Annotated in this window: 9 protein-coding genes; 3 read left to right on the top strand and 6 right to left on the bottom strand. The window is 37.7% G+C overall.

The annotated features are described in order from the left end of the window. Positions 1 to 92 precede the first annotated feature (92 nt). Both ACNC7R_RS14960 and ACNC7R_RS14955 read left to right on the top strand, forming a co-directional pair. On the top strand, positions 93 to 8,798 hold the full coding sequence (locus ACNC7R_RS14960; protein WP_417941876.1) for a gliding motility-associated C-terminal domain-containing protein: 8,706 nt from the start codon (positions 93 to 95) through the stop codon (positions 8,796 to 8,798). A 3-nt stretch (positions 8,799 to 8,801) separates the two neighbouring features. Continuing rightward, a complete protein-coding gene (locus tag ACNC7R_RS14955) occupies positions 8,802 to 9,737 on the top strand; it encodes a PorP/SprF family type IX secretion system membrane protein (RefSeq protein WP_417941875.1) in 936 nt (311 codons plus the stop codon). An 854-nt stretch (positions 9,738 to 10,591) separates the two neighbouring features. On the opposite strand, the gene ACNC7R_RS14950 is transcribed toward ACNC7R_RS14955, so the two are convergent. The 5 genes from ACNC7R_RS14950 to ACNC7R_RS14930 form a co-directional block, all read right to left on the bottom strand. Then, complete coding sequence (locus ACNC7R_RS14950) at positions 10,592 to 11,797, bottom strand: YaiO family outer membrane beta-barrel protein (protein WP_417941874.1); 1,206 nt, start codon at positions 11,795 to 11,797, stop codon at positions 10,592 to 10,594. Between the two features lie 87 nt (positions 11,798 to 11,884). Next, entirely contained in the window at positions 11,885 to 14,224 is a 2,340-nt protein-coding gene (locus tag ACNC7R_RS14945) for a sulfatase-like hydrolase/transferase (RefSeq protein ID WP_417941873.1), read from the bottom strand. Between the two features lie 443 nt (positions 14,225 to 14,667). After that, the gene (locus tag ACNC7R_RS14940; RefSeq protein WP_417941872.1) at positions 14,668 to 15,432 is read right to left on the bottom strand and encodes a TIGR02757 family protein; all 765 of its coding nucleotides are present in this window, start codon (positions 15,430 to 15,432) and stop codon (positions 14,668 to 14,670) included. Beyond that, the gene (locus tag ACNC7R_RS14935) at positions 15,425 to 17,125 is read right to left on the bottom strand and encodes an LIC_10190 family membrane protein (RefSeq protein ID WP_417941871.1); all 1,701 of its coding nucleotides are present in this window, start codon (positions 17,123 to 17,125) and stop codon (positions 15,425 to 15,427) included. Before ACNC7R_RS14935 ends, ACNC7R_RS14940 begins: the two co-directional genes overlap by 8 nt. A 1-nt stretch (position 17,126) precedes the next feature. Then, complete coding sequence (locus ACNC7R_RS14930; protein ID WP_417941870.1) at positions 17,127 to 17,792, bottom strand: ABC transporter ATP-binding protein; 666 nt, start codon at positions 17,790 to 17,792, stop codon at positions 17,127 to 17,129. A 187-nt stretch (positions 17,793 to 17,979) separates the two neighbouring features. On the opposite strand from ACNC7R_RS14930, the gene ACNC7R_RS14925 reads away from it, so the two are divergent. Continuing rightward, a complete protein-coding gene (locus tag ACNC7R_RS14925; protein ID WP_417941869.1) occupies positions 17,980 to 18,276 on the top strand; it encodes a hypothetical protein in 297 nt (98 codons plus the stop codon). A 50-nt stretch (positions 18,277 to 18,326) separates the two neighbouring features. On the opposite strand, the gene ACNC7R_RS14920 is transcribed toward ACNC7R_RS14925, so the two are convergent. Beyond that, complete coding sequence (locus tag ACNC7R_RS14920; protein WP_417941868.1) at positions 18,327 to 21,113, bottom strand: T9SS type A sorting domain-containing protein; 2,787 nt, start codon at positions 21,111 to 21,113, stop codon at positions 18,327 to 18,329. Between the last annotated feature and the right edge of the window lie 123 nt (positions 21,114 to 21,236).

The following is a 21,236-nucleotide window of genomic DNA, read 5'->3' as shown; positions in this document are numbered from 1 at the left end:
TTTCATGACATTAATTAACTAAACTATTAGTTTAAATATTAGTTTTGCAAAAATTTTAACACTATACAAACAGAACAATATAAAACCCTTTTATGAAAAAACTTTACATTTTTTTGCTGCTACTCTTAAGTTCTTTTCAGATTCAAGCACAATGTCTGTCCTTGGCAACACCTTATAACAGTAACAACTCTAATAAAGGTGTTATGTTTAATATTACTACAGGAGCTACTCCAGTAACAATCAGCAGTTTTGATATGAACATGCTAGGCTTTAGTACTGGTGTCTTTGAAATTTATTACAAATCGGGTACCTATGTAGGTTATGAATCAAATAGTGCAGCCTGGACATTGGCTGGAAGTGCAACGGTAACTGCTCAAGGTATAGATAATCAAACTCACATACCCATTGTTTTGGATATTGCCATTCCTGCTAATAGTACTTTTGCATTTTATATTACAAACAATGACCCCGGTATTCCTGCCGGAGTGCGTTACACCAATGGTACCCCTACAGCCATAGCCACAGATAGTTACATAAGCATTGTAGGAGGTGTTGGTAAGGCTTATCCTTTTGGTGCTAATTATGCTAATCGAAGAGTAAATTGCACCCCTCACTATTACGTCACTGGAGGAAGCTGTGCCCAAGAAATGAACCTAAAAGGCAACAGCACAAACATTGCTGATGAAGACTCCACACCTTCAACGGCTGACCATACTGATTTTGGTGCTACAGAATTAACATCAGGTTCAGTAGTACGAACTTTTACGATAGAAAACACAGGAGCGTTGCCACTCAATCTGACTGGAACACCACTAGTAGCCATAAGTGGTACCAATGCTTCCGATTTCTCGGTAACTACCCAACCAACATCGCCAGTCGCAATATCAGGAGGAACTACCACTTTTCAAATTACCTTTAATCCATCGGCAATAGGATTGCGAACCGCTACAGTGAGTATTGCTAATAATGACTCTGATGAAAACCCTTATAATTTTAGTATCCAAGGTACTGGGTATGAATTCCCGACAGCCACAACAAAGAATGTAACTTGCAAAGGAGGAAATGATGGAGCTATTAATCTATCGGGAGTAGAATCATTAAAAGGTAGCCTAACTAGTAGTAATTCAGGTGGAGGTATTAGTTTTGATGTTACGCTGAACCGTCCTCTTAACATAACAGGATTTGATTTGAATCTATCTACAAACAGCACGATTCGCTTTTATTATAAATCTGGTACTGCCGATGGGAACGAACTAAACGCTGGAGCCTGGACATTTGTAGAAGAGGTTTCGGTAACTGCAGCTGGTACAAATAACGGCAGTAAACTAAACTTGACAACTCCTCTTGCGTTACCAGCAGGTAATTATGCCTTCTACTTAACTTCAAGTTCAAGCTTACAATATCTAAATGGATCTAATATAGCGAATGTATGGCAATCTAACGCTGATATGACTATATATGAAGGTAAAGGTAGATCTACGGTCGCTCCAGGAAATGAATTTTCAGTTTCCCCCATTACTACAAGAAAGTTTTCTGGAAACATTAACTATGAGAGCGTTTCATATTCTTATCTATGGTCTAATGGAGCAACTACGAAAGACGTTACTGGACTTACTGCTGGCAGTTACAGCCTAACGATTTCAAGTAATGGGAATTCATCAACGTCATCGCAGTCTTACACGATAACTGAACCTAATACCACATTAGTTGCAGGTAGTACTACCAATCCAACTACTTGCCTGCCCACAGATGGCAGCATTAGTTTTGCAACTACTGATTTAGCCAATGGTACTTATACTTTAAACTATGCGAAAGACGGAACCCCCACAACAGCAAACATAACGATTACTTCAAATGCGTTTACATTATCAGGTTTGGGGGCTGGTACTTACTCTTCATTTTCGATCATTAACGGGACTTGTAGTATTTCTCAATCAACTTCCAAAATACTAACTGATCCGGCTATTCCAACACTTACCGCTGGTACAGCAACCAATCCTGTGACTTGTGGGGGCAACGGAAGCATCGCTTTTATCTCGACTAATCTGCCTGACGGAACGTATGCTTTGAGCTTTACAGCATCAGGGGCTACCGCTACGCCAAGCCCTGTGAATGTTACGGTATCGGGTAATGCTTTTACACTTTCTGGTCTGAAAGCAGGAACTTACAGTGATTTTTCTATAACCAATGCCGGATGTACCGGTTCTACAGCGACAGCTAAAACCATTTCAGATCCGGCTATTCCAACACTTACCGCTGGTACAGTAACCAATCCTGTGACTTGTGGGGGCAACGGAAGCATCGCTTTTAGCTCGACTAATCTGCCTGACGGAACGTATGCTTTGAGCTTTACAGCATCAGGGGCTACCGCTACGCCAAGCCCTGTGAATGTTACGGTATCGGGTAATGCTTTTACACTTTCTGGTCTGAAAGCAGGAACTTACAGTGATTTTTCTATAACCAATGCCGGATGTACCGGTTCTACATCGACAGCTAAAACCATTTCAGATCCGGCTATTCCAACACTTACCGCTGGTACAGTAACCAATCCTGTGACTTGTGGGGGCAACGGAAGCATCGCTTTTAGCTCGACTAATCTGCCTGACGGAACGTATGCTTTGAGCTTTACAGCTTCAGGGGCTACCGCTACGTCAAGCCCTGTGAATGTTACGGTATCGGGTAATGCTTTTACACTTTCTGGTCTGAAAGCAGGAACCTACAGTGATTTTTCTATAACCAATGCCGGATGTACCGGATCTACAGCGACAGCTAAAACCATTTCAGATCCGGCTATTCCAACACTTACCGCTGGTACAGTAACCAATCCTGTGACTTGTGGGGGCAACGGAAGCATCGCTTTTAGCTCGACTAATCTGCCTGACGGAACGTATGCTTTGAGCTTTACAGCATCAGGGGCTACCGCTACGCCAAGCCCTGTGAATGTTACGGTATCGGGTAATGCTTTTACACTTTCTGGTCTGAAAGCAGGAACTTACAGTGATTTTTCTATAACCAATGCCGGATGTACCGGTTCTACAGCGACAGCTAAAACCATTTCAGATCCGTCCAGTCCAACACTTACCGCTGGTACAGCAACCAATCCTGTGACTTGTGGGGGCAACGGAAGCATCGCTTTTAGCTCGACTAATCTGCCTGACGGAACGTATGCTTTGAGCTTTACAGCTTCAGGGGCTACCGCTACGTCAAGCCCTGTGAATGTTACGGTATCGGGTAATGCTTTTACACTTTCTGGTCTGAAAGCAGGAACCTACAGTGATTTTTCTATAACCAATGCCGGATGTACCGGATCTACAGCGACAGCTAAAACCATTTCAGATCCGGCTATTCCAACACTTACCGCTGGTACAGTAACCAATCCTGTGACTTGTGGGGGCAACGGAAGCATCGCTTTTAGCTCGACTAATCTGCCTGACGGAACGTATGCTTTGAGCTTTACAGCATCAGGGGCTACCGCTACGTTAAGCCCTGTGAATGTTACGGTATCGGGTAATGCTTTTACACTTTCTGGTCTGAAAGCAGGAACTTACAGTGATTTTTCTATAACCAATGCCGGATGTACCGGTTCTACAGCGACAGCTAAAACCATTTCAGATCCGTCCAGTCCAACACTTACCGCTGGTACAGCAACCAATCCTGTGACTTGTGGGGGCAACGGAAGCATCGCTTTTAGCTCGACTAATCTGCCTGACGGAACGTATGCTTTGAGCTTTACAGCTTCAGGGGCTACCGCTACGTCAAGCCCTGTGAATGTTACGGTATCGGGTAATGCTTTTACACTTTCTGGTCTGAAAGCAGGAACCTACAGTGATTTTTCTATAACCAATGCCGGATGTACCGGATCTACAGCGACAGCTAAAACCATTTCAGATCCGTCCAGTCCAACACTTACCGCTGGTACAGCAACCAATCCTCTGACTTGTGGGGGCAACGGAAGCATCGCTTTTAGCTCGACTAATCTGCCTGACGGAACGTATGCTTTGAGCTTTACAGCTTCAGGGGCTACCGCTACGTCAAGCCCTGTGAATGTTACGGTATCGGGTAATGCTTTTACACTTTCTGGTCTGAAAGCAGGAACCTACAGTGATTTTTCTATAACCAATGCCGGATGTACCGGTTCTACAACGACAGCAAAAACCATTTCAGATCCGGCTATTCCAACACTTACCGCTGGTACAGTAACCAATCCTGTGACTTGTGGGGGCAACGGAAGCATCGCTTTTATCTCGACTAATCTGCCTGACGGAACGTATGCTTTGAGCTTTACAGCATCAGGGGCTACCGCTACGCCAAGCCCTGTGAATGTTACGGTATCGGGTAATGCTTTTACACTTTCTGGTCTGAAAGCAGGAACTTACAGTGATTTTTCTATAACCAATGCCGGATGTACCGGTTCTACATCGACAGCTAAAACCATTTCAGATCCGTCCAGTCCAACACTTACCGCTGGTACAGCAACCAATCCTGTGACTTGTGGGGGCAACGGAAGCATCGCTTTTAGCTCGACTAATCTGCCTGACGGAACGTATGCTTTGAGCTTTACAGCTTCAGGGGCTACCGCTACGTTAAGCCCTGTGAATGTTACGGTATCGGGTAATGCTTTTACACTTTCTGGTCTGAAAGCAGGAACCTACAGTGATTTTTCTATAACCAATGCCGGATGTACCGGATCTACAGCGACAGCAAAAACCATTTCAGATCCGGCTATTCCAACACTTACTGCTGGTACAGCAACCAATCCTGTGACTTGTGGAGGCAACGGAAGCATCGCTTTTAGCTCGACTAATCTGCCTGACGGAACGTATGCTTTGAGCTTTACAGCTTCAGGGGCTACCGCTACGTTAAGCCCTGTGAATGTTACGGTATCGGGTAATGCTTTTACACTTTCTGGTCTGAAAGCAGGAACTTACAGTGATTTTTCTATAACCAATGCCGGATGTACCGGTTCTACATCGACAGCTAAAACCATTTCAGATCCGGCTATTCCAACACTTACTGCTGGTACAGCAACCAATCCTGTGACTTGTGGAGGCAACGGAAGCATCGCTTTTAGCTCGACTAATCTGCCTGACGGAACGTATGCTTTGAGCTTTACAGCTTCAGGGGCTACCGCTACGTTAAGCCCTGTGAATGTTACGGTATCGGGTAATGCTTTTACACTTTCTGGTCTGAAAGCAGGAACCTACAGTGATTTTTCTATAACCAATGCCGGATGTACCGGATCTACAGCGACAGCAAAAACCATTTCAGATCCGGCTATTCCAACACTTACCGCTGGTACAGTAACCAATCCTGTGACTTGTGGGGGCAACGGAAGCATCGCTTTTAGCTCGACTAATCTGCCTGACGGAACGTATGCTTTGAGCTTTACAGCTTCAGGGGCTACCGCTACGTTAAGCCCTGTGAATGTTACGGTATCGGGTAATGCTTTTACACTTTCTGGTCTGAAAGCAGGAACCTACAGTGATTTTTCTATAACCAATGCCGGATGTACCGGATCTACAGCGACAGCAAAAACCATTTCAGATCCGGCTATTCCAACACTTACCGCTGGTACAGCAACCAATCCTGTGACTTGTGGGGGCAACGGAAGCATCGCTTTTAGCTCGACTAATCTGCCTGACGGAACGTATGCTTTGAGCTTTACAGCATCAGGGGCTACCGCTACGCCAAGCCCTGTGAATGTTACGGTATCGGGTAATGCTTTTACACTTTCTGGTCTGAAAGCAGGAACTTACAGTGATTTTTCTATAACCAATGCCGGATGTACCGGTTCTACATCGACAGCTAAAACCATTTCAGATCCGGCTATTCCAACACTTACTGCTGGTACAGCAACCAATCCTGTGACTTGTGGAGGCAACGGAAGCATCGCTTTTAGCTCGACTAATCTGCCTGACGGAACGTATGCTTTGAGCTTTACAGCTTCAGGGGCTACCGCTACGTTAAGCCCTGTGAATGTTACGGTATCGGGTAATGCTTTTACACTTTCTGGTCTGAAAGCAGGAACCTACAGTGATTTTTCTATAACCAATGCCGGATGTACCGGATCTACAGCGACAGCAAAAACCATTTCAGATCCGGCTATTCCAACACTTACCGCTGGTACAGCAACCAATCCTGTGACTTGTGGGGGCAACGGAAGCATCGCTTTTAGCTCGACTAATCTGCCTGACGGAACGTATGCTTTGAGCTTTACAGCTTCAGGGGCTACCGCTACGTTAAGCCCTGTGAATGTTACGGTATCGGGTAATGCTTTTACACTTTCTGGTCTGAAAGCAGGAACCTACAGTGATTTTTCTATAACCAATGCCGGATGTACCGGATCTACAGCGACAGCAAAAACCATTTCAGATCCGGCTATTCCAACACTTACCGCTGGTACAGCAACCAATCCTGTGACTTGTGGGGGCAACGGAAGCATCGCTTTTAGCTCGACTAATCTGCCTGACGGAACGTATGCTTTGAGCTTTACAGCTTCAGGGGCTACCGCTACGTTAAGCCCTGTGAATGTTACGGTATCGGGTAATGCTTTTACACTTTCTGGTCTGAAAGCAGGAACCTACAGTGATTTTTCTATAACCAATGCCGGATGTACCGGATCTACAGCGACAGCTAAAACCATTTCAGATCCGTCCAGTCCAACACTTACCGCTGGTACAGCAACCAATCCTCTGACTTGTGGGGGCAACGGAAGCATCGCTTTTAGCTCGACTAATCTGCCTGACGGAACGTATGCTTTGAGCTTTACAGCTTCAGGGGCTACCGCTACGTTAAGCCCTGTGAATGTTACGGTATCGGGTAATGCTTTTACACTTTCTGGTCTGAAAGCAGGAACCTACAGTGATTTTTCTATAACCAATGCCGGATGTACCGGATCTACAGCGACAGCAAAAACCATTTCAGATCCGGCTATTCCAACACTTACCGCTGGTACAGCAACCAATCCTGTGACTTGTGGGGGCAACGGAAGCATCGCTTTTAGCTCGACTAATCTGCCTGACGGAACGTATGCTTTGAGCTTTACAGCTTCAGGGGCTACCGCTACGTCAAGCCCTGTGAATGTTACGGTATCGGGTAATGCTTTTACACTTTCTGGTCTGAAAGCAGGAACCTACAGTGATTTTTCTATAACCAATGCCGGATGTACCGGATCTACAGCGACAGCAAAAACCATTTCAGATCCGGCTATTCCAACACTTACCGCTGGTACAGCAACCAATCCTGTGACTTGTGGGGGCAACGGAAGCATCGCTTTTAGCTCGACTAATCTGCCTGACGGAACGTATGCTTTGAGCTTTACAGCTTCAGGGGCTACCGCTACGTCAAGCCCTGTGAATGTTACGGTATCGGGTAATGCTTTTACACTTTCTGGTCTGAAAGCAGGAACCTACAGTGATTTTTCTATAACCAATGCCGGATGTACCGGATCTACAGCGACAGCTAAAACCATTTCAGATCCGTCCAGTCCAACACTTACCGCTGGTACAGCAACCAATCCTCTGACTTGTGGGGGCAACGGAAGCATCGCTTTTAGCTCGACTAATCTGCCTGACGGAACGTATGCTTTGAGCTTTACAGCTTCAGGGGCTACCGCTACGTCAAGCCCTGTGAATGTTACGGTATCGGGTAATGCTTTTACACTTTCTGGTCTGAAAGCAGGAACCTACAGTGATTTTTCTATAACCAATGCCGGATGTACCGGTTCTACAACGACAGCAAAAACCATTTCAGATCCGGCTATTCCAACACTTACCGCTGGTACAGTAACCAATCCTGTGACTTGTGGGGGCAACGGAAGCATCGCTTTTAGCTCGACTAATCTGCCTGACGGAACGTATGCTTTGAGCTATGAAAAAGACGGAACAGCTACTTCTGCAACTGTCAATATTAAGTCTGGTGCTTTTATCTTGAATGCTTTATCGGTAGGTAGTTATACTAATTTTTCGATCACTTCTTCAGGGTGTAGCACTTTGGACACAACAATAAAAACCATAGCAAACAATCCTGATACCACTGCACCCGTTATTTCGTGCATTGAAAATCAAATCGTACCCTGTCAGACGACAACGATACCTGATTTCAGAAACTTAATCACGGTTATTGACAATTGTGATTCTTCACCAATAATTACGCAAATTCCTGCTTCCGGAACAGCTTTCATTAATGGGATGGATATAAAAATTAAAGCTACCGACGTAACTGGAAACAGCTCGGAATGTCATTTTACAGTATCCTCAGAAATAATTACAGTATCTGCTGGTGATGATGTCTATATTAAAGAAGGTGAAAGCATACAACTTAATGCAACAGCATCGACCGCAGGAAGTTTTGAATGGAATACTGCTGACGGGCTGAGTAATTTACTTATATCTAATCCTTTTGCTAATCCTTCAGAAACCACCACTTATACCGTAGTTTTCAAAAGCACAGAGGGCTGTATGTCAGAAGATAGTATTACCGTATTTGTAGAACCAGATCTGAAAGACGATACTAAATACGGTTTTTCTCCAAATAATGATAATGTAAATGATTTTTGGGAAATTGATACGATAGAGAAATATCCTGATAACGAAGTCTCTATATACAACCGTTGGGGAGACCTGGTTTTTCAGATTAAAAATTATGACAATGCCAACAATGTATTTAGTGGCGTGGCTAATAAAAAAAGAAATATGGGAGCAGATATTTTACCCGAAGGAACTTACTTTTTCGATATCAAAATAAGCGGAACGCATCATCTTAAAAAAACCAAGGGATTCCTTGTACTAAAACGATAAATAATGACAAACAATTTTTTAATACGGACTATTATTGCGGTTTCGTTTACGCTGCAAATGAGTTTTGTTTTTGCACAGCAAACTCCCGTTTTTGCTAATTATAGTTATAATACGGTGGTAATCAATCCAGCACATTCAGGTTATTACGATGATACAGATGTTACTTTAATAAACTCTGGATTCTTTAATTCTGTAGAAGGAAGCCCCAAAAACTTGGGACTTACCATAAATGCACCGTTGCGTTCCAAGCATTTGGGATTAGCTGCGGGTATTTCAACAGATGAAATAGGCGTTACAACTGCTACGAGTTTTTTTGGAGCTTACTCCTATAAAATTTTCTTTGATTCCGATTATAATCAAGGGAGATGGTGGGCTTATGATCCTAATATTCTATCTTTCGGAATTAGTGCGGGAGGTACAAAATACAGTGAAGATTTATTGAGTCTTAATATTGAAAATGATCCTGAATTTCAAAACAATGTTAATGCATTTGTACCTACTCTTGGAGTTGGGGTTCTGTACAATAAGGATCGTATTTATTTGGGGATTTCAGCTCCGAATATATTAGGAAATTCACTTTCTTCTGAAAGAAATATCAATCTAAAAAATCCTTATTACACCTATTTTGGTTATCGTTTTTTTACAACTCAATTAGAAGAAGTTCTGGTAAATCCGAGCATACTTCTAAAGTACGTTAGCGGAGCAGCACTTCAAGCCGATTTTAATGTAATGATAAACTACATAAACAAAGTAGAATTTGGAGCGGGATACCGTACCAGTGAAACCGTCAATTTGCTCGCAGGATTCCATTTAGGTACCAATTTTAAATTATTATACAATTATAGTTATGCTCTAAAAACATATAACAATATCAATACCCATGGTATTATACTTAATTACAGGTTTGGTAAAGGGTATGAAGAAAAAGGTTTTAAATGATACTGCTACCTCTAAGCGGTAGTGTTACAGATTAGGTGTTATTATAAATTAATGTCGTAACTGAACAAGAGTTCTGTCAAAAACAGTAAATATTTGTTGCTAATTTCTGTTTTTAAAACGGATAAATGCAATAATATCCTTACAAAGTTATACCAGATTGCCTTGATAAGATTTGAAACAATTATTATTTAATTTAGCGAGAGTTCGATATAAAAAGTAAAAATATATTTGAAAAATAGAGATGGTTTGTATATGTTAATATTTGAAAAACAAATAATTATACTAAAAACCATCTCTGATCTTATATACAAATAAAATTACTGAAATTAACTTATTAAAGCTTGTACAACTTAAAATATGTTTTGGAATACTCCAATAAAGTATAAATGGCGTATCGTAACGTTTTTTCACTGGAACCGATTAGATAAATGTTTTTTTCATCGCTTTTGATGCTAAATGAATCGTTTTTAGAAACACTTTCTTTGTTAACTTCAAGAATGATTTTTGAATTCTCAGCGTTTTCTGATTTATTATTCTGAATTAAAAATGGATTATCAAAAGCCTGATCTAAATATGTTTTTAAGAGAAGGGATGCTTTTTGAGTAATTTCTCAGAAGAAACAATAATCACCCTTTGTTCTTTCGTATTTGCTAAATATAGGGAGTTTTGAGCCATAATTTTGCAGTCTGGAAAAGATAGGAAAACAACAATGCAAAAAATAATTTGTTGTTTGATTTGCATTTTTTAAAATTGATATTAGAGCTTCAGATGAGCCTTGATTTCTTGGTCTTATTACAAAAACTGACTTCAAACGATTTAAGTATAAATTGATCCGCTTTTAATTTCAAATGCAATTATCTAAAGCGGATTTCCCAAGACAATGCAAGGGTCGAAATCCAGAAATAATTTCCCAGGTCAAAAGGGATTTCCTGATGAATGATTCCGAGCTGTGCGCCCCATGCATTTTGTTTGTTATGCGTAGAAAAATAGTAAGAGATATTCAGTTTTTGTGATTGCAGATTTATGATTCGGTCATCATTTTCAAAAAAGTAATTCTGATTAAGTTCCGGTGAGATTCCGGCTCCAATATTGATGCCAAAATAGTTGTCAGCATCGCTTCTGTATTTTCGGTATGTTAGAGTGCCTGAAGAACTTAAACCATTGTCTCCCGGAGTAAAATATGGACGGAAAGACCAGTAATTATTTCCGTTGTACCAGGTTACAGAACCCGTATAAATCATGGTTGTGGTGTCGTATTGCAATCCTCTGAGTCCTGCTGAAATTTCAAAACTTCTTGGCAGCGATTTAAAAATTTCTGCGCCGTATCTGTAATCTGGGAATAAAGAAGAACCTGATACACCAAAATTTAAATAAGCATATGTTCCTTTTGCTATTTTAGGGTATAAATCTAACTCGTACTGAGTTCCGTACTCACCAAGTCTCCTGTCGATGTTTACTCTCCCAATAATGCTTCCGTATTTGGTTTGGCGTGCATATTTTACAGCATTATAAAACATAGGATCAAAGACATCTGAGTAAATATTAACTTCAGAAGTAACGCCAATCGTATTGTTTCGTACCTTTTTTCTCAAATCCGATTCAGATTCTTTGGATATAGAATCCTTCGGAATATCGCTGGCTAATGTTTGTACCGCACCGGCAGTAGCAGTTGGAATCATCGTACTTTCCTGTGCGCTTTTCTGCAAGTCTAATATTTCAGTATCATTTGGAAACTTTTTCAATGCTTTCTTAGATAATTTTAAAGCAAGAAAAGGAAACTGTCCCCAGATTTCATTTTTAATAGCAGCAATCCAAGTGGTTTTCCTGTGCTGGTCTTTTCCTAAAATTTTTTGAAATTCGGTTCTTGCTTTTTTATGATCCCCATCCCAGGCATAGGTTGAGGCCAAAAATTCACGAACATCATGATAATTAGGATATTTAGTCAGGATGTGCAATAAAGTATCCTGTGCCTGTTTTCTGTTATTGTTAAAAGCAAGATCACGAGCCTTTGCAAATGAAACGTCTGGGTCGCCACTATATATATTTTCTTGTCCAGTCATCTGAAATGATGTGGAAAATAAAGTTATAATGAGAAAAATATAGAGTTGAAAATTTCTATGTCTAATTTTTATAAAAGTACCCATTGCTTATTTGGTATTTGAATTTTTTATCGATTTTTGAGATCTTTCGATCTTTATTTTGATTTCTGGTTTTTTTACACCGTTTGAAAGTGCTAATTTACCTGTTTCGATCGCTTTTTTATTCTGATCAGACCACCAATAAACATCCATCAGGGCTAAATAAGCATCATCATACAAAGGCATTCTTTTGATGACAATCAGTAACTCATTTTCTGCTTTTTTATATTCACCATCCCAAGCCAATATCCGGCCTTTTAAAGTCCGTACATCTGAATAATTGGGTAATTCATTTAATATAAAATCGCATAATAGAATCGCTGTTTTGTGCTTTTTATTAAAAGCTAACTCTCTTGCTTTAAAAAACATCTGGTCGGGAGTTAATCCTTTGGTTAGTTTGTCGATTTCAATTTGCTCTTCTTTAGTAAAAGAAACACCCTGCTCTTTGCTCACAATCAATGATTTTGGAATAATTTTATCTTTTTGTGTCAAATAAGCATTCAGTTGTTTAAAAGCATTGAATTCGCTGGTTATTTTATCCAGAATTTTATTGTCATTGATACTTTCTACATCAAAATTGTCTTTTATTTTGTACAATTCACCACTTGAATACAAATATTCTTTATACACATAATCATCAATAGTTCCTTTGTTACGTGTCAAAGGAAAACCCTGAGTGTTTCTGAATTCTTGTGCCGTATCAAGACCTTTTCCCATCCAGGCGGTCTGATTGAGTCTGTTGAATTTGTAATTAGTAAACAAAAAGGAAACCAGACTCGGTGTTACATCCCAGTGCGAAGAAACAGATTTAAATGATTCCGTTTTTTTTAGCATCGGACTAAAAATATACAAAGGTACATGAAAGCGGCATAATTTGTTTTTTTGTGTAATGGGAATCAAACGGTGGTCACCAGTAATTATAAAGATAGTATTTTTATAATCAGGTCTTCTTGAATATGCTTCCATAAAATTTTTAATGGAATTGTCAGTGTAATTCAGACAGGCAAAAATATCCTTATAAGAACCAATATTATCTTTTTGAGATTTCAGATTTTCATGTGCATCAATAATGCCGTCAATTTTTTTCAGATATGCATTTTTTTCAGGAAAGTCAAAAGGTTCATGATTGGTAAGGGTTTGTATAATATCCAGTCTTGGAGCCTTCATTTTGTTGGTTTCGATAAGTGCTTTTCTGAAAATTTCAGCATCAGGATATCCCCATGAAAAACCACCTGAATTGGCTTTTGTCTGTGTATATTCAGAACCATAACTGCTTTTGTCTATTATGTTATCAATACCATTTTGATCCAAAAAGTTGATTTTTCTATCAAAATTAGCGTTATCCCCTGAATAGAATGATGTTGTATATCCATTTGCATTCAACACATTTATCAGTGAAAGATGTCTCGGATACGGATTTAATTCTAAAAAACCTTTTTGACCGTAAGTTAGTGAGCCCAATAATGACGATAGTACGGCAAAAGTCCTTCCTCCATTACTCAAAAAATTTTCCCAATACAATGATTTTGGGATCATTGAATCTAAATAAGGTGTAAAGCCTGCATATTCATTTTTACCAATAAATTCGGTTCCCAGTCCTTCAACCACAATAACAATTATATTTGGTTTTTCATTTGTAATAGTAAAATAAGATCCTAAAACATCCGGAGTGCCTTTAAATGGTTTCAGCATCGGATACTCCGATTTGAATTTAATGTTTTGAACGTTTTCGGTTATTTTTTTATCTTTTTCATAACGAATGATGTCTTTGGTTAAAAACGCAATTTTGTTTTCATATTTTGAATCAGAAAGACCAGAGAAAAATAATTTTACACCTGCAGCAATAATCAATAATGCAAATGTTGTTGTTAAAACTATCTTCCCTTTTCCTAATCTGTTAAAAGCAAAATTTATTGCGAAGTATAATATAGGAATTACAAAGAAGGGTAAAAAGAACATAAACGAAAGCGATTCAGATGCTGTGACAGTTGTGTATATGTCTGATAAAGAGTAGCCTATTAAGTCTGCTCCAAGGTTAACAAGTGTCGTAGAGCTATATTTTACCAATGCAAACTGTATTAGTCCTGTCAGGGTAAAAAGTACGGTTGTAAATCGTATGGCAAACGTTTTATTAATGTATCCAAAAACTATGAATAAAGGCAAAATCACTAAACTCACACTAATGGCTGATAAAAAATCATTAACTAATTTATAGCCAATCTCCAGACTAATATTCGGGATTGTAATACCGTTTGCTATTTTTAAATACGTTTCTGCAAAACTGGATAGCCAAAAAATAACTACTAAAGAAGTGGTGAGATATAAGTATTTTAAATGTTGTATTTGCATTTGTTTTATTTTTATTGTGCAAAGTTTTCTTTCTCTATTATTTTTACAGAATTGTCAAAACAATAATGCTTTATATTTTCCCAGCTTTGTTCTTTTAAGCTAAACAAATTATAATATCCTTTCGGTGAAGGATAAACACAAATAGGTGGAAGCAAAAAGGTTCAATAAAAACCATCAGTACTAAAATAATAATTTCTTTGGCATTGTCATAATTTTTATAAATAACATCGTCCAAAAGCGTGTAAATAAAAGGCACGATACTATAATAAGTAATAAACGGTTAACGTCATATAAAGGGAATTAACAGAATCTTCATGACGAATATTTTAAGAATATAAAATAGCGAACCTCTCCTTTTTAAGAATGAATATTTAAATTCAAAGAAGAAAAATAGTAACTGTAACGTTAAAAAAAAAATGAAAAAATAGTTTTTAGCGAATTTTCTAAAACCCTTCAAAAACTCCTAAACCGAATAATGCAAAATCATATTTTACCGGATCTACAGCGTCCATTTCACGGAGTTTTTTATCTAATTCGGTCAAAGCTTTTGCATCGTTTTGTTTTCGTTCCAGAATTCCCAGCTTTCGGGCAACATTTCCGGAATGTACATCGAGGGGGCAGGACAAAAGGGCTGGCGAAATGGTTTTCCAGATTCCCAAATCTACTCCTTTGTTATCCTGTCGCACCATCCATCTCAGGTACATGTTGATGCGTTTTGCGGCAGAATTATTTAGCGGATCTGAAATGTGTTTCTGGGTACGGGGCAAATGATCGGTTTCAAAGAATATTTTTTTGAATTCATGAATACTGTTCTGTAAACTATTTTTATCCTGATTTTTAGCAAAAACAGCTTCTAAACCATTATGATTTTTATAAATATGCTGTAATCCTTTAATAAAACCCGTAAAATCTTTTCCGTTAAAGGTACGGTGGACAAAATTTTCTAATCGCTGCAAATCTGAATCAGAATGTGACATGACAAAATCATATGGTGTATTGCCCATCAGATTCATCATTTGATGTGAATTTTTAATAATCATTTTACGGTTTCCCCATGCGATACTGGCACTTAAAAAACCAGCAATTTCAATATCTTCTTTCTGTGAAAATAAATGCGGAATTTGTACAGGGTCGCTTTCAATAAAATCGAAGTTATTATATTGGTTGACTTTTTCGTCAAGAAATTCCTTTAGTTCAGTCTTATTCATCTTTTTGTACTTTCTTTGGATAAAACCCATCTTTTAAATTGTTCGTACGCATTTGAGGAATAGTTTTATAATATTTTTTATAATACTCAATCTGATCTTTATTGATGCAAGGTAAGTCACCGTCTCCATTCGACCAAAAAATATCATTCTCTATTGGTGAGTTGTAGATTAGATTTCCTAAACGGATGGTTTCAAAATTAGTATTGCTTTTGGTGCTTTTATGAGGTAAAATCAGGTTTTCAATTGAAAAGGTGCTCATTTTTAGCATGAATTTGTGATTCGCAAATTGATTTAGATTTAAAGGAAAAAGTAAAACAATAAACGTTGGGATTAACGATAATAGCACTAAAGAATAGACTGCTTTTTTATTTTGTATAAAACAGGTTAAACCAAAAAGAGAAAAAAACATGACAAAATTCATGAAAAAACGATACTGAGGAGAAGTAACGAAAAGCAAAAACATTTGAAAAAGCATTACGAAATAAAGAATCCAAAGGCTTTTTTTATTTTGAAATTTATAAATCAAAAAAGGTGAAACCAACATGATAATGACAATAGTTTTATCAAACAAACCATTTAGTTTTGGAAGAAAAAGCCACCTTAGAAACAAATCCTTAACAGGCATAGTATTGTATTGGAATTCGTTTACAAAGTATCCATAATGTTTGATACTGTCATAGTAAGCGCTTCCAATCGCATTAGGAATCGCATAGCTAGTTTCTAAACTAGTGAATAGTTTTGATGGGAAAACCGGACCTCCGCAAATAATCATGTTTTTTATAATATACAGAGACAATACTAAAAGCGATAATAAAGCAGGACGTATAAGTTTTTTTGATAATAACCTAAAATGTTGAGCCAATAAGATAATTGGGATTATGGCAAAAGCAAGGGTTGTGTTCTTAATATAAATCAGAAAAAGAACTAAAATGAGAATAAGGTAAAAAGACTCTATGGTCATTTTTTTGAAATTATCTAAAAAATAAAAGAAGAGCAGAAACGAAAATACGTAAACCGGGATATCCGGTGAAGGAGCACTAATAAATTGAAAAAGAAAAACATTAAATAACGGAAGTAATCCAATGATAAGATAGTTCTGGTTTTTGTTTTGATAAAATTCGTTTAGTTTTTCAATAGAGAATATGCTGCCTAAAAGCAAACAAAAACCACTCAAATCATTAAAATTTTTATATAAAAACGAAAAATTAAAAATACTCTGTGTAATATGCCAGCCACTAGTCTGACCGAGGTAAATATGCAAATTTGCAATTCCTTTTACAAAACCATATTCATTAAGCCATTTTATGGTTTGAATGTAATAAGATTCGTTGTCAATTACAAAAGGAGCAGTACTACATTGCGCTATAATTAAAAGAGTAATTAAGATCAGAATTAATTTTAAAACTTTTTCTAGTTTTTTAAAATCAAGTAAAAATTGTTTGTAAATATTTAAAATTGAAAACTTGTATTTAATTACCAAAAGTATGTTGAAGAACAATAAAAAAAGGTGAAATTCAATGTTTATTCTTCCGAAAATCGCCCATATACTGGCTAAAATTGTGGTAAAAAAAAGACCTAATACAGAAGTTACTACAAAATTATTGTTTTTTGTACCGATGATTTTATCAAAGATAAAGCCAAAATTTATAGTCGTGAAAAGAATGTAAATCCAACTTAAAAAAATTAAAAACATCTTATGATATTATTTGCCCGTCTGACATTACCAATTTTCTATCAGCCATATTTGCAAGCTCTTCGTTATGAGTTACAATCACAAATGTTTGTCCGAACTCATCACGAAGCTGAAAAAATAACTGATGCAAATTTTCTGCAGAATGAGTATCAAGATTTCCTGAAGGTTCATCGGCAAAAATTACATCAGGCTTATTAATTAAGGCCCTTGCTACGGCAACACGCTGCTGTTCTCCACCTGAGAGTTCGCTTGGTTTATGATTAATTCTATGAGATAATCCTAAATAATCCAGTAGTTTTTTAGCCTCTGCTTCTGTTTCAGAAGGCTTTTTGCCAGCAATGTAGGCAGGAATACATACATTTTCAAGAGCGGTAAATTCTGGTAAAAGCTGATGAAACTGGAAAATAAAACCTAAATTCAGATTTCTAAATTTTGATATGGCTTTGTCATTTAACCCTAAAATGTTTTGTCCGTTTATAGTAAGAGAAGTGTCTGAATTTGTTTTTTCAGGTTGATCTAATGTGCCTAAAATATGAAGCAATGTAGTTTTTCCAGCGCCTGAAGCACCTACTATCGAAACAATTTCCCCTTTCTGAATATGTAAGTCAACACCTTTTAAAACTTCAAGCTTATCATAGAATTTATGTATATTTTTTGCGTGTATCATTTGGAAACTGTTTTTACAAAGAAACAAAGATTCTGTGGATATTGAAAGATGTATGGAAATTTTAAGACTCTAAATTTTTATGCGGTATATTTATTGATATGGGAATTCAGAAATTAATTTATAGAATGAAATAATTTCAATAAACGAATTATTTCTATTTTTGAAATGAAACTAAAATCGATTTGTCATGCAGAATGTGAAAGTTGTAGAGGATAACAGGATTTCGAAATTATTAATCGGATTAGTGTTGGATGGAATCGGAATGGTATCATTTAGTATTCCTTTGTTGGGTGAGTTTTCAGATGTGATTTGGGCACCAATTGCAGTCTTTATCATGACGAGAATGTACAAGGGAAGAGTAGGACGTGTGACCAGTATTTTGACTTTTGTAGAAGAAATAATACCATTTACGGATGTTATTCCATCCTTTACGATAACCTGGATTTATACTTATTTTTTTCAGAGACAAAAAGAAATTCAATAAAAATGACAGCCTGTAAAGCTGCCATTTTCAAACTAAAAAATAAACTAAACTTATTGTACTATAATTTTTTTGACATGTAAAACTGTTTTTGTTTCAGGGTCAGAAATCTTTATAATGAACACTCCTTTTGATTTTAAGTTGATATTTTCAGGTGTTTTTCCGTTAATATTTCTTTTTATTACTTCTTTGCCTAAAATATCGAAGATTTTAAGTTCTGCATTGTTTCCGTCATTTTCCATTAGTAAAGAAAATGAACCGTTATTTGGGACAGGCCAAATTTTTAAAGCGCTATTTTCTATGTACGCTTTTTCCACGGATAGAGTAGAATTGTATCTGCTAACGATATTTACTTTACGGGTCATACTTGCTCCTTCATTGTCTGTAACAGTAAAATCGAAAGAACATAAACCGTTTGCATTTGGAGTGAATCCTACAATGTTTGAATTAAGTGTAGCATTTCCGTTAACTACATTTGAAAGTGAATAATTCACACCGTTTGTAAAACCTCTTGAAAGTTTCTGTATATCAATGTCAACTTTATTTCCGGCTGGAGAATCATAATGCGGTAGGGACATCCATTGCAGATACTGGTCTAAATTGGTGTATCCGTCTAAATCGTTATCTGCATTAGAGTCTGAAAAATCACCAATAGCTGAATCTGGATTTGTGCCTATGATTGTTTCCCACCAATTTGGCAGACCATCCAGATCTGTGTCCCAATTAGTATTTCTGACAATTTCAGGGTATGTTTCGTATCCGCCAACATCAGATTCATTATCGGGAAAACCAGCTTTATTAGTAACGCTTCCTCTGTGTGTGTAAGTTCCTGCCAATGTTTCTGTTATCATTCTTTGATCATGTACGTCCAATTCAGGCTGTACACAACCTACATCAGAGAGTACAATTTTATAAGCATTCGCTGCAGATTGTGTTGTTACAAAAGATGGAAAAAATGGTGCATTTACAAATGTTTCATAATTTATGGTAACGCCATTTGATAATCTCGATCTTCTGCCAAGTGATTGGTTTGTTTCATCAAAATATCCAGGCATAACATTTCCATTGAAGTAAGCTCTTTGCATACCTGCAAAATTATTCTCATGATCCATAATTAGTGCGTATTGCTTCAACTCAGTACCTGGGCCTGGTTTATAATAGTTATTAACAAAGTTGACTTCGCTGGCTCCACCATCTGTTGTTCTGGAGCCCCAGTTGTAAACTACATTATTGGTAATATCTAATTTTCCGCTAAAAACATTATTGGCATCTAATCCTCCGCCTAAACTCCAATTACGCCCATAATTATGTGCTAATAAGTTATGATGAAAACTTCCGACATCGCCACCAATAGTTGCAGCATAACCATGCTGAGTTCCTGCAGGGTAATTTGCATGTCCTGCTGCATTCAGTGCTTCTGAGATTAAAGTTCTCTGTAAAGTAATATTTTTTCCTGAGCGAGAACTAAAAGATTCATCAATTGTCCAGCTGATAGAACAATGATCAATTATACTGTTATCAGCACCTGTTAATCCCATACCGTCAAAAGTAGTTCCTCCGCCCAATCGCACCCTTATATTCTGAACAACAACGTCATTTCCTGTGATTCCGAAAGGGGCAGTACGAATGCAAATGCCTTTTCCAGGAGCAGTTTGACCAGCAACTGTAACATATGGCTGGCTTAAAACCAGTCTGGAATTAAGTTGTATGATTCCCGAGGTATTGAAAATAATTGTTCTTGGACCAATATCATTTGTAACAGCTTCACGTAAACTTCCAGGGCCGCTATCGTTCAGATTAGTAACAGCTACTACTTTTCCGCCCCTTCCGCCACGGGCAAAACGCCCATATCCCTCAGCACCCGGAAAAGCAAGCTGGGCTGGACGAAAGCACCAGATGTTTCCTTTTACTATTTCATTGTTAGCCAGAACTTCATCTACTCTCCAATAATAAGTTGCTCCAGTGTATAAGCCGCTTAACTGATAAGAAATATTTGTTTTAAGCTGATTTCCTTTGTATTCTGGTGATGATGTTCCCGCAGCTTCCAAAGCAGCTAAGTCAGTACCAAAATAAACATTGTGAGATACAGCATTGATAGCTGAAGTCCAGCTTAATATTGTGTTTCCGGAGTTTAATTCTACATGTTCGTTATTATTTTTAGGAACAGGATTTGTTGACTGATTAAAAATATTAGGTGTGTTTAATTCGAATCCGTTAAACATGATATTTTTAATGTTTTCATTACCTGAGGTTTCGGCTTCAAATAAAATTACAACATCAGTATTTTCGGTTGCATGAAATTTCAAATAAGCTGATTTTGCAGACGCTGGTGTTAATGCTCTGACACTTGGAATTAAATTGTCTACTACTTTATTGCCGTCAACCGAAATATCAATTGGACTAAAGTTGTTACCACTGGGACTGTCGACAGCGTTTAAAAAAGCCATTAAGGTATGTTCTCCCGTTGCTAACCCCTTTATTTTAAGTTCTATTTTTGCTCCCAGATTGGCATTTGTGCCTTTTACAGTAAGGCCATCACCAGTTAATTTTGCAAAATTAGGGGATTGTATTCCGGCTTTATACCAATTAGTGCCTAATTCCGTACCATTATCTCCCATTCTTGTTACAGTAAAAGTTATTCCATTTGTTGTAAAAGTACTAGTGTTAAGTGATCCTACAACCCATGGAATATAGCTTGGTTCACTTACCTGAGCTGTTGGTTGATTAATAATATCAAAATCAATTTTTACTACCGGGCTTTGGGCAAAAATCTTTGTAGTTAACATTGTAAAGCAAATAGTCGCCATTACAAATGATGGTTTTAAGGTGTTGTTGAACATGTAGTTTGGTTGGTTTTGTTAGTAAAGAAATTTTTATCTTAAATGTAAATTTTTAAAATATTAAATACAAAACTGTCCTGCCCCATCCTGTCCAATGTTTTTTTTTAGTGATTATTGATGATA

It is taken from the genome of Flavobacterium adiutor, assembly GCF_048282555.1.
Taxonomy (GTDB): Bacteria; Bacteroidota; Bacteroidia; order Flavobacteriales; family Flavobacteriaceae; genus Flavobacterium.
The sequence above is the reverse complement of the archived record's forward strand: the minus strand, read 5'-3'. Positions and strand labels throughout refer to the sequence as shown.

What these genes read in the sequence shown, in the direction of transcription:
- ACNC7R_RS14960 (WP_417941876.1), top strand. Translation starts at nt 93, where the DNA reads ATGAAAAAACTTTACATTTTTTTGCTGCTACTCTTAAGTTCTTTTCAG.
- ACNC7R_RS14955 (WP_417941875.1), top strand. Translation starts at nt 8,802, where the DNA reads ATGACAAACAATTTTTTAATACGGACTATTATTGCGGTTTCGTTTACG.
- ACNC7R_RS14930 (WP_417941870.1), bottom strand. Translation starts at nt 17,792, where the DNA reads ATGATACACGCAAAAAATATACATAAATTCTATGATAAGCTTGAAGTT.
- ACNC7R_RS14925 (WP_417941869.1), top strand. Translation starts at nt 17,980, where the DNA reads ATGCAGAATGTGAAAGTTGTAGAGGATAACAGGATTTCGAAATTATTA.
- ACNC7R_RS14950 (WP_417941874.1), bottom strand. Translation starts at nt 11,797, where the DNA reads ATGACTGGACAAGAAAATATATATAGTGGCGACCCAGACGTTTCATTT.
- ACNC7R_RS14940 (WP_417941872.1), bottom strand. Translation starts at nt 15,432, where the DNA reads ATGAATAAGACTGAACTAAAGGAATTTCTTGACGAAAAAGTCAACCAA.
- ACNC7R_RS14945 (WP_417941873.1), bottom strand. Translation starts at nt 14,224, where the DNA reads ATGCAAATACAACATTTAAAATACTTATATCTCACCACTTCTTTAGTA.
- ACNC7R_RS14935 (WP_417941871.1), bottom strand. Translation starts at nt 17,125, where the DNA reads ATGTTTTTAATTTTTTTAAGTTGGATTTACATTCTTTTCACGACTATA.
- ACNC7R_RS14920 (WP_417941868.1), bottom strand. Translation starts at nt 21,113, where the DNA reads ATGTTCAACAACACCTTAAAACCATCATTTGTAATGGCGACTATTTGC.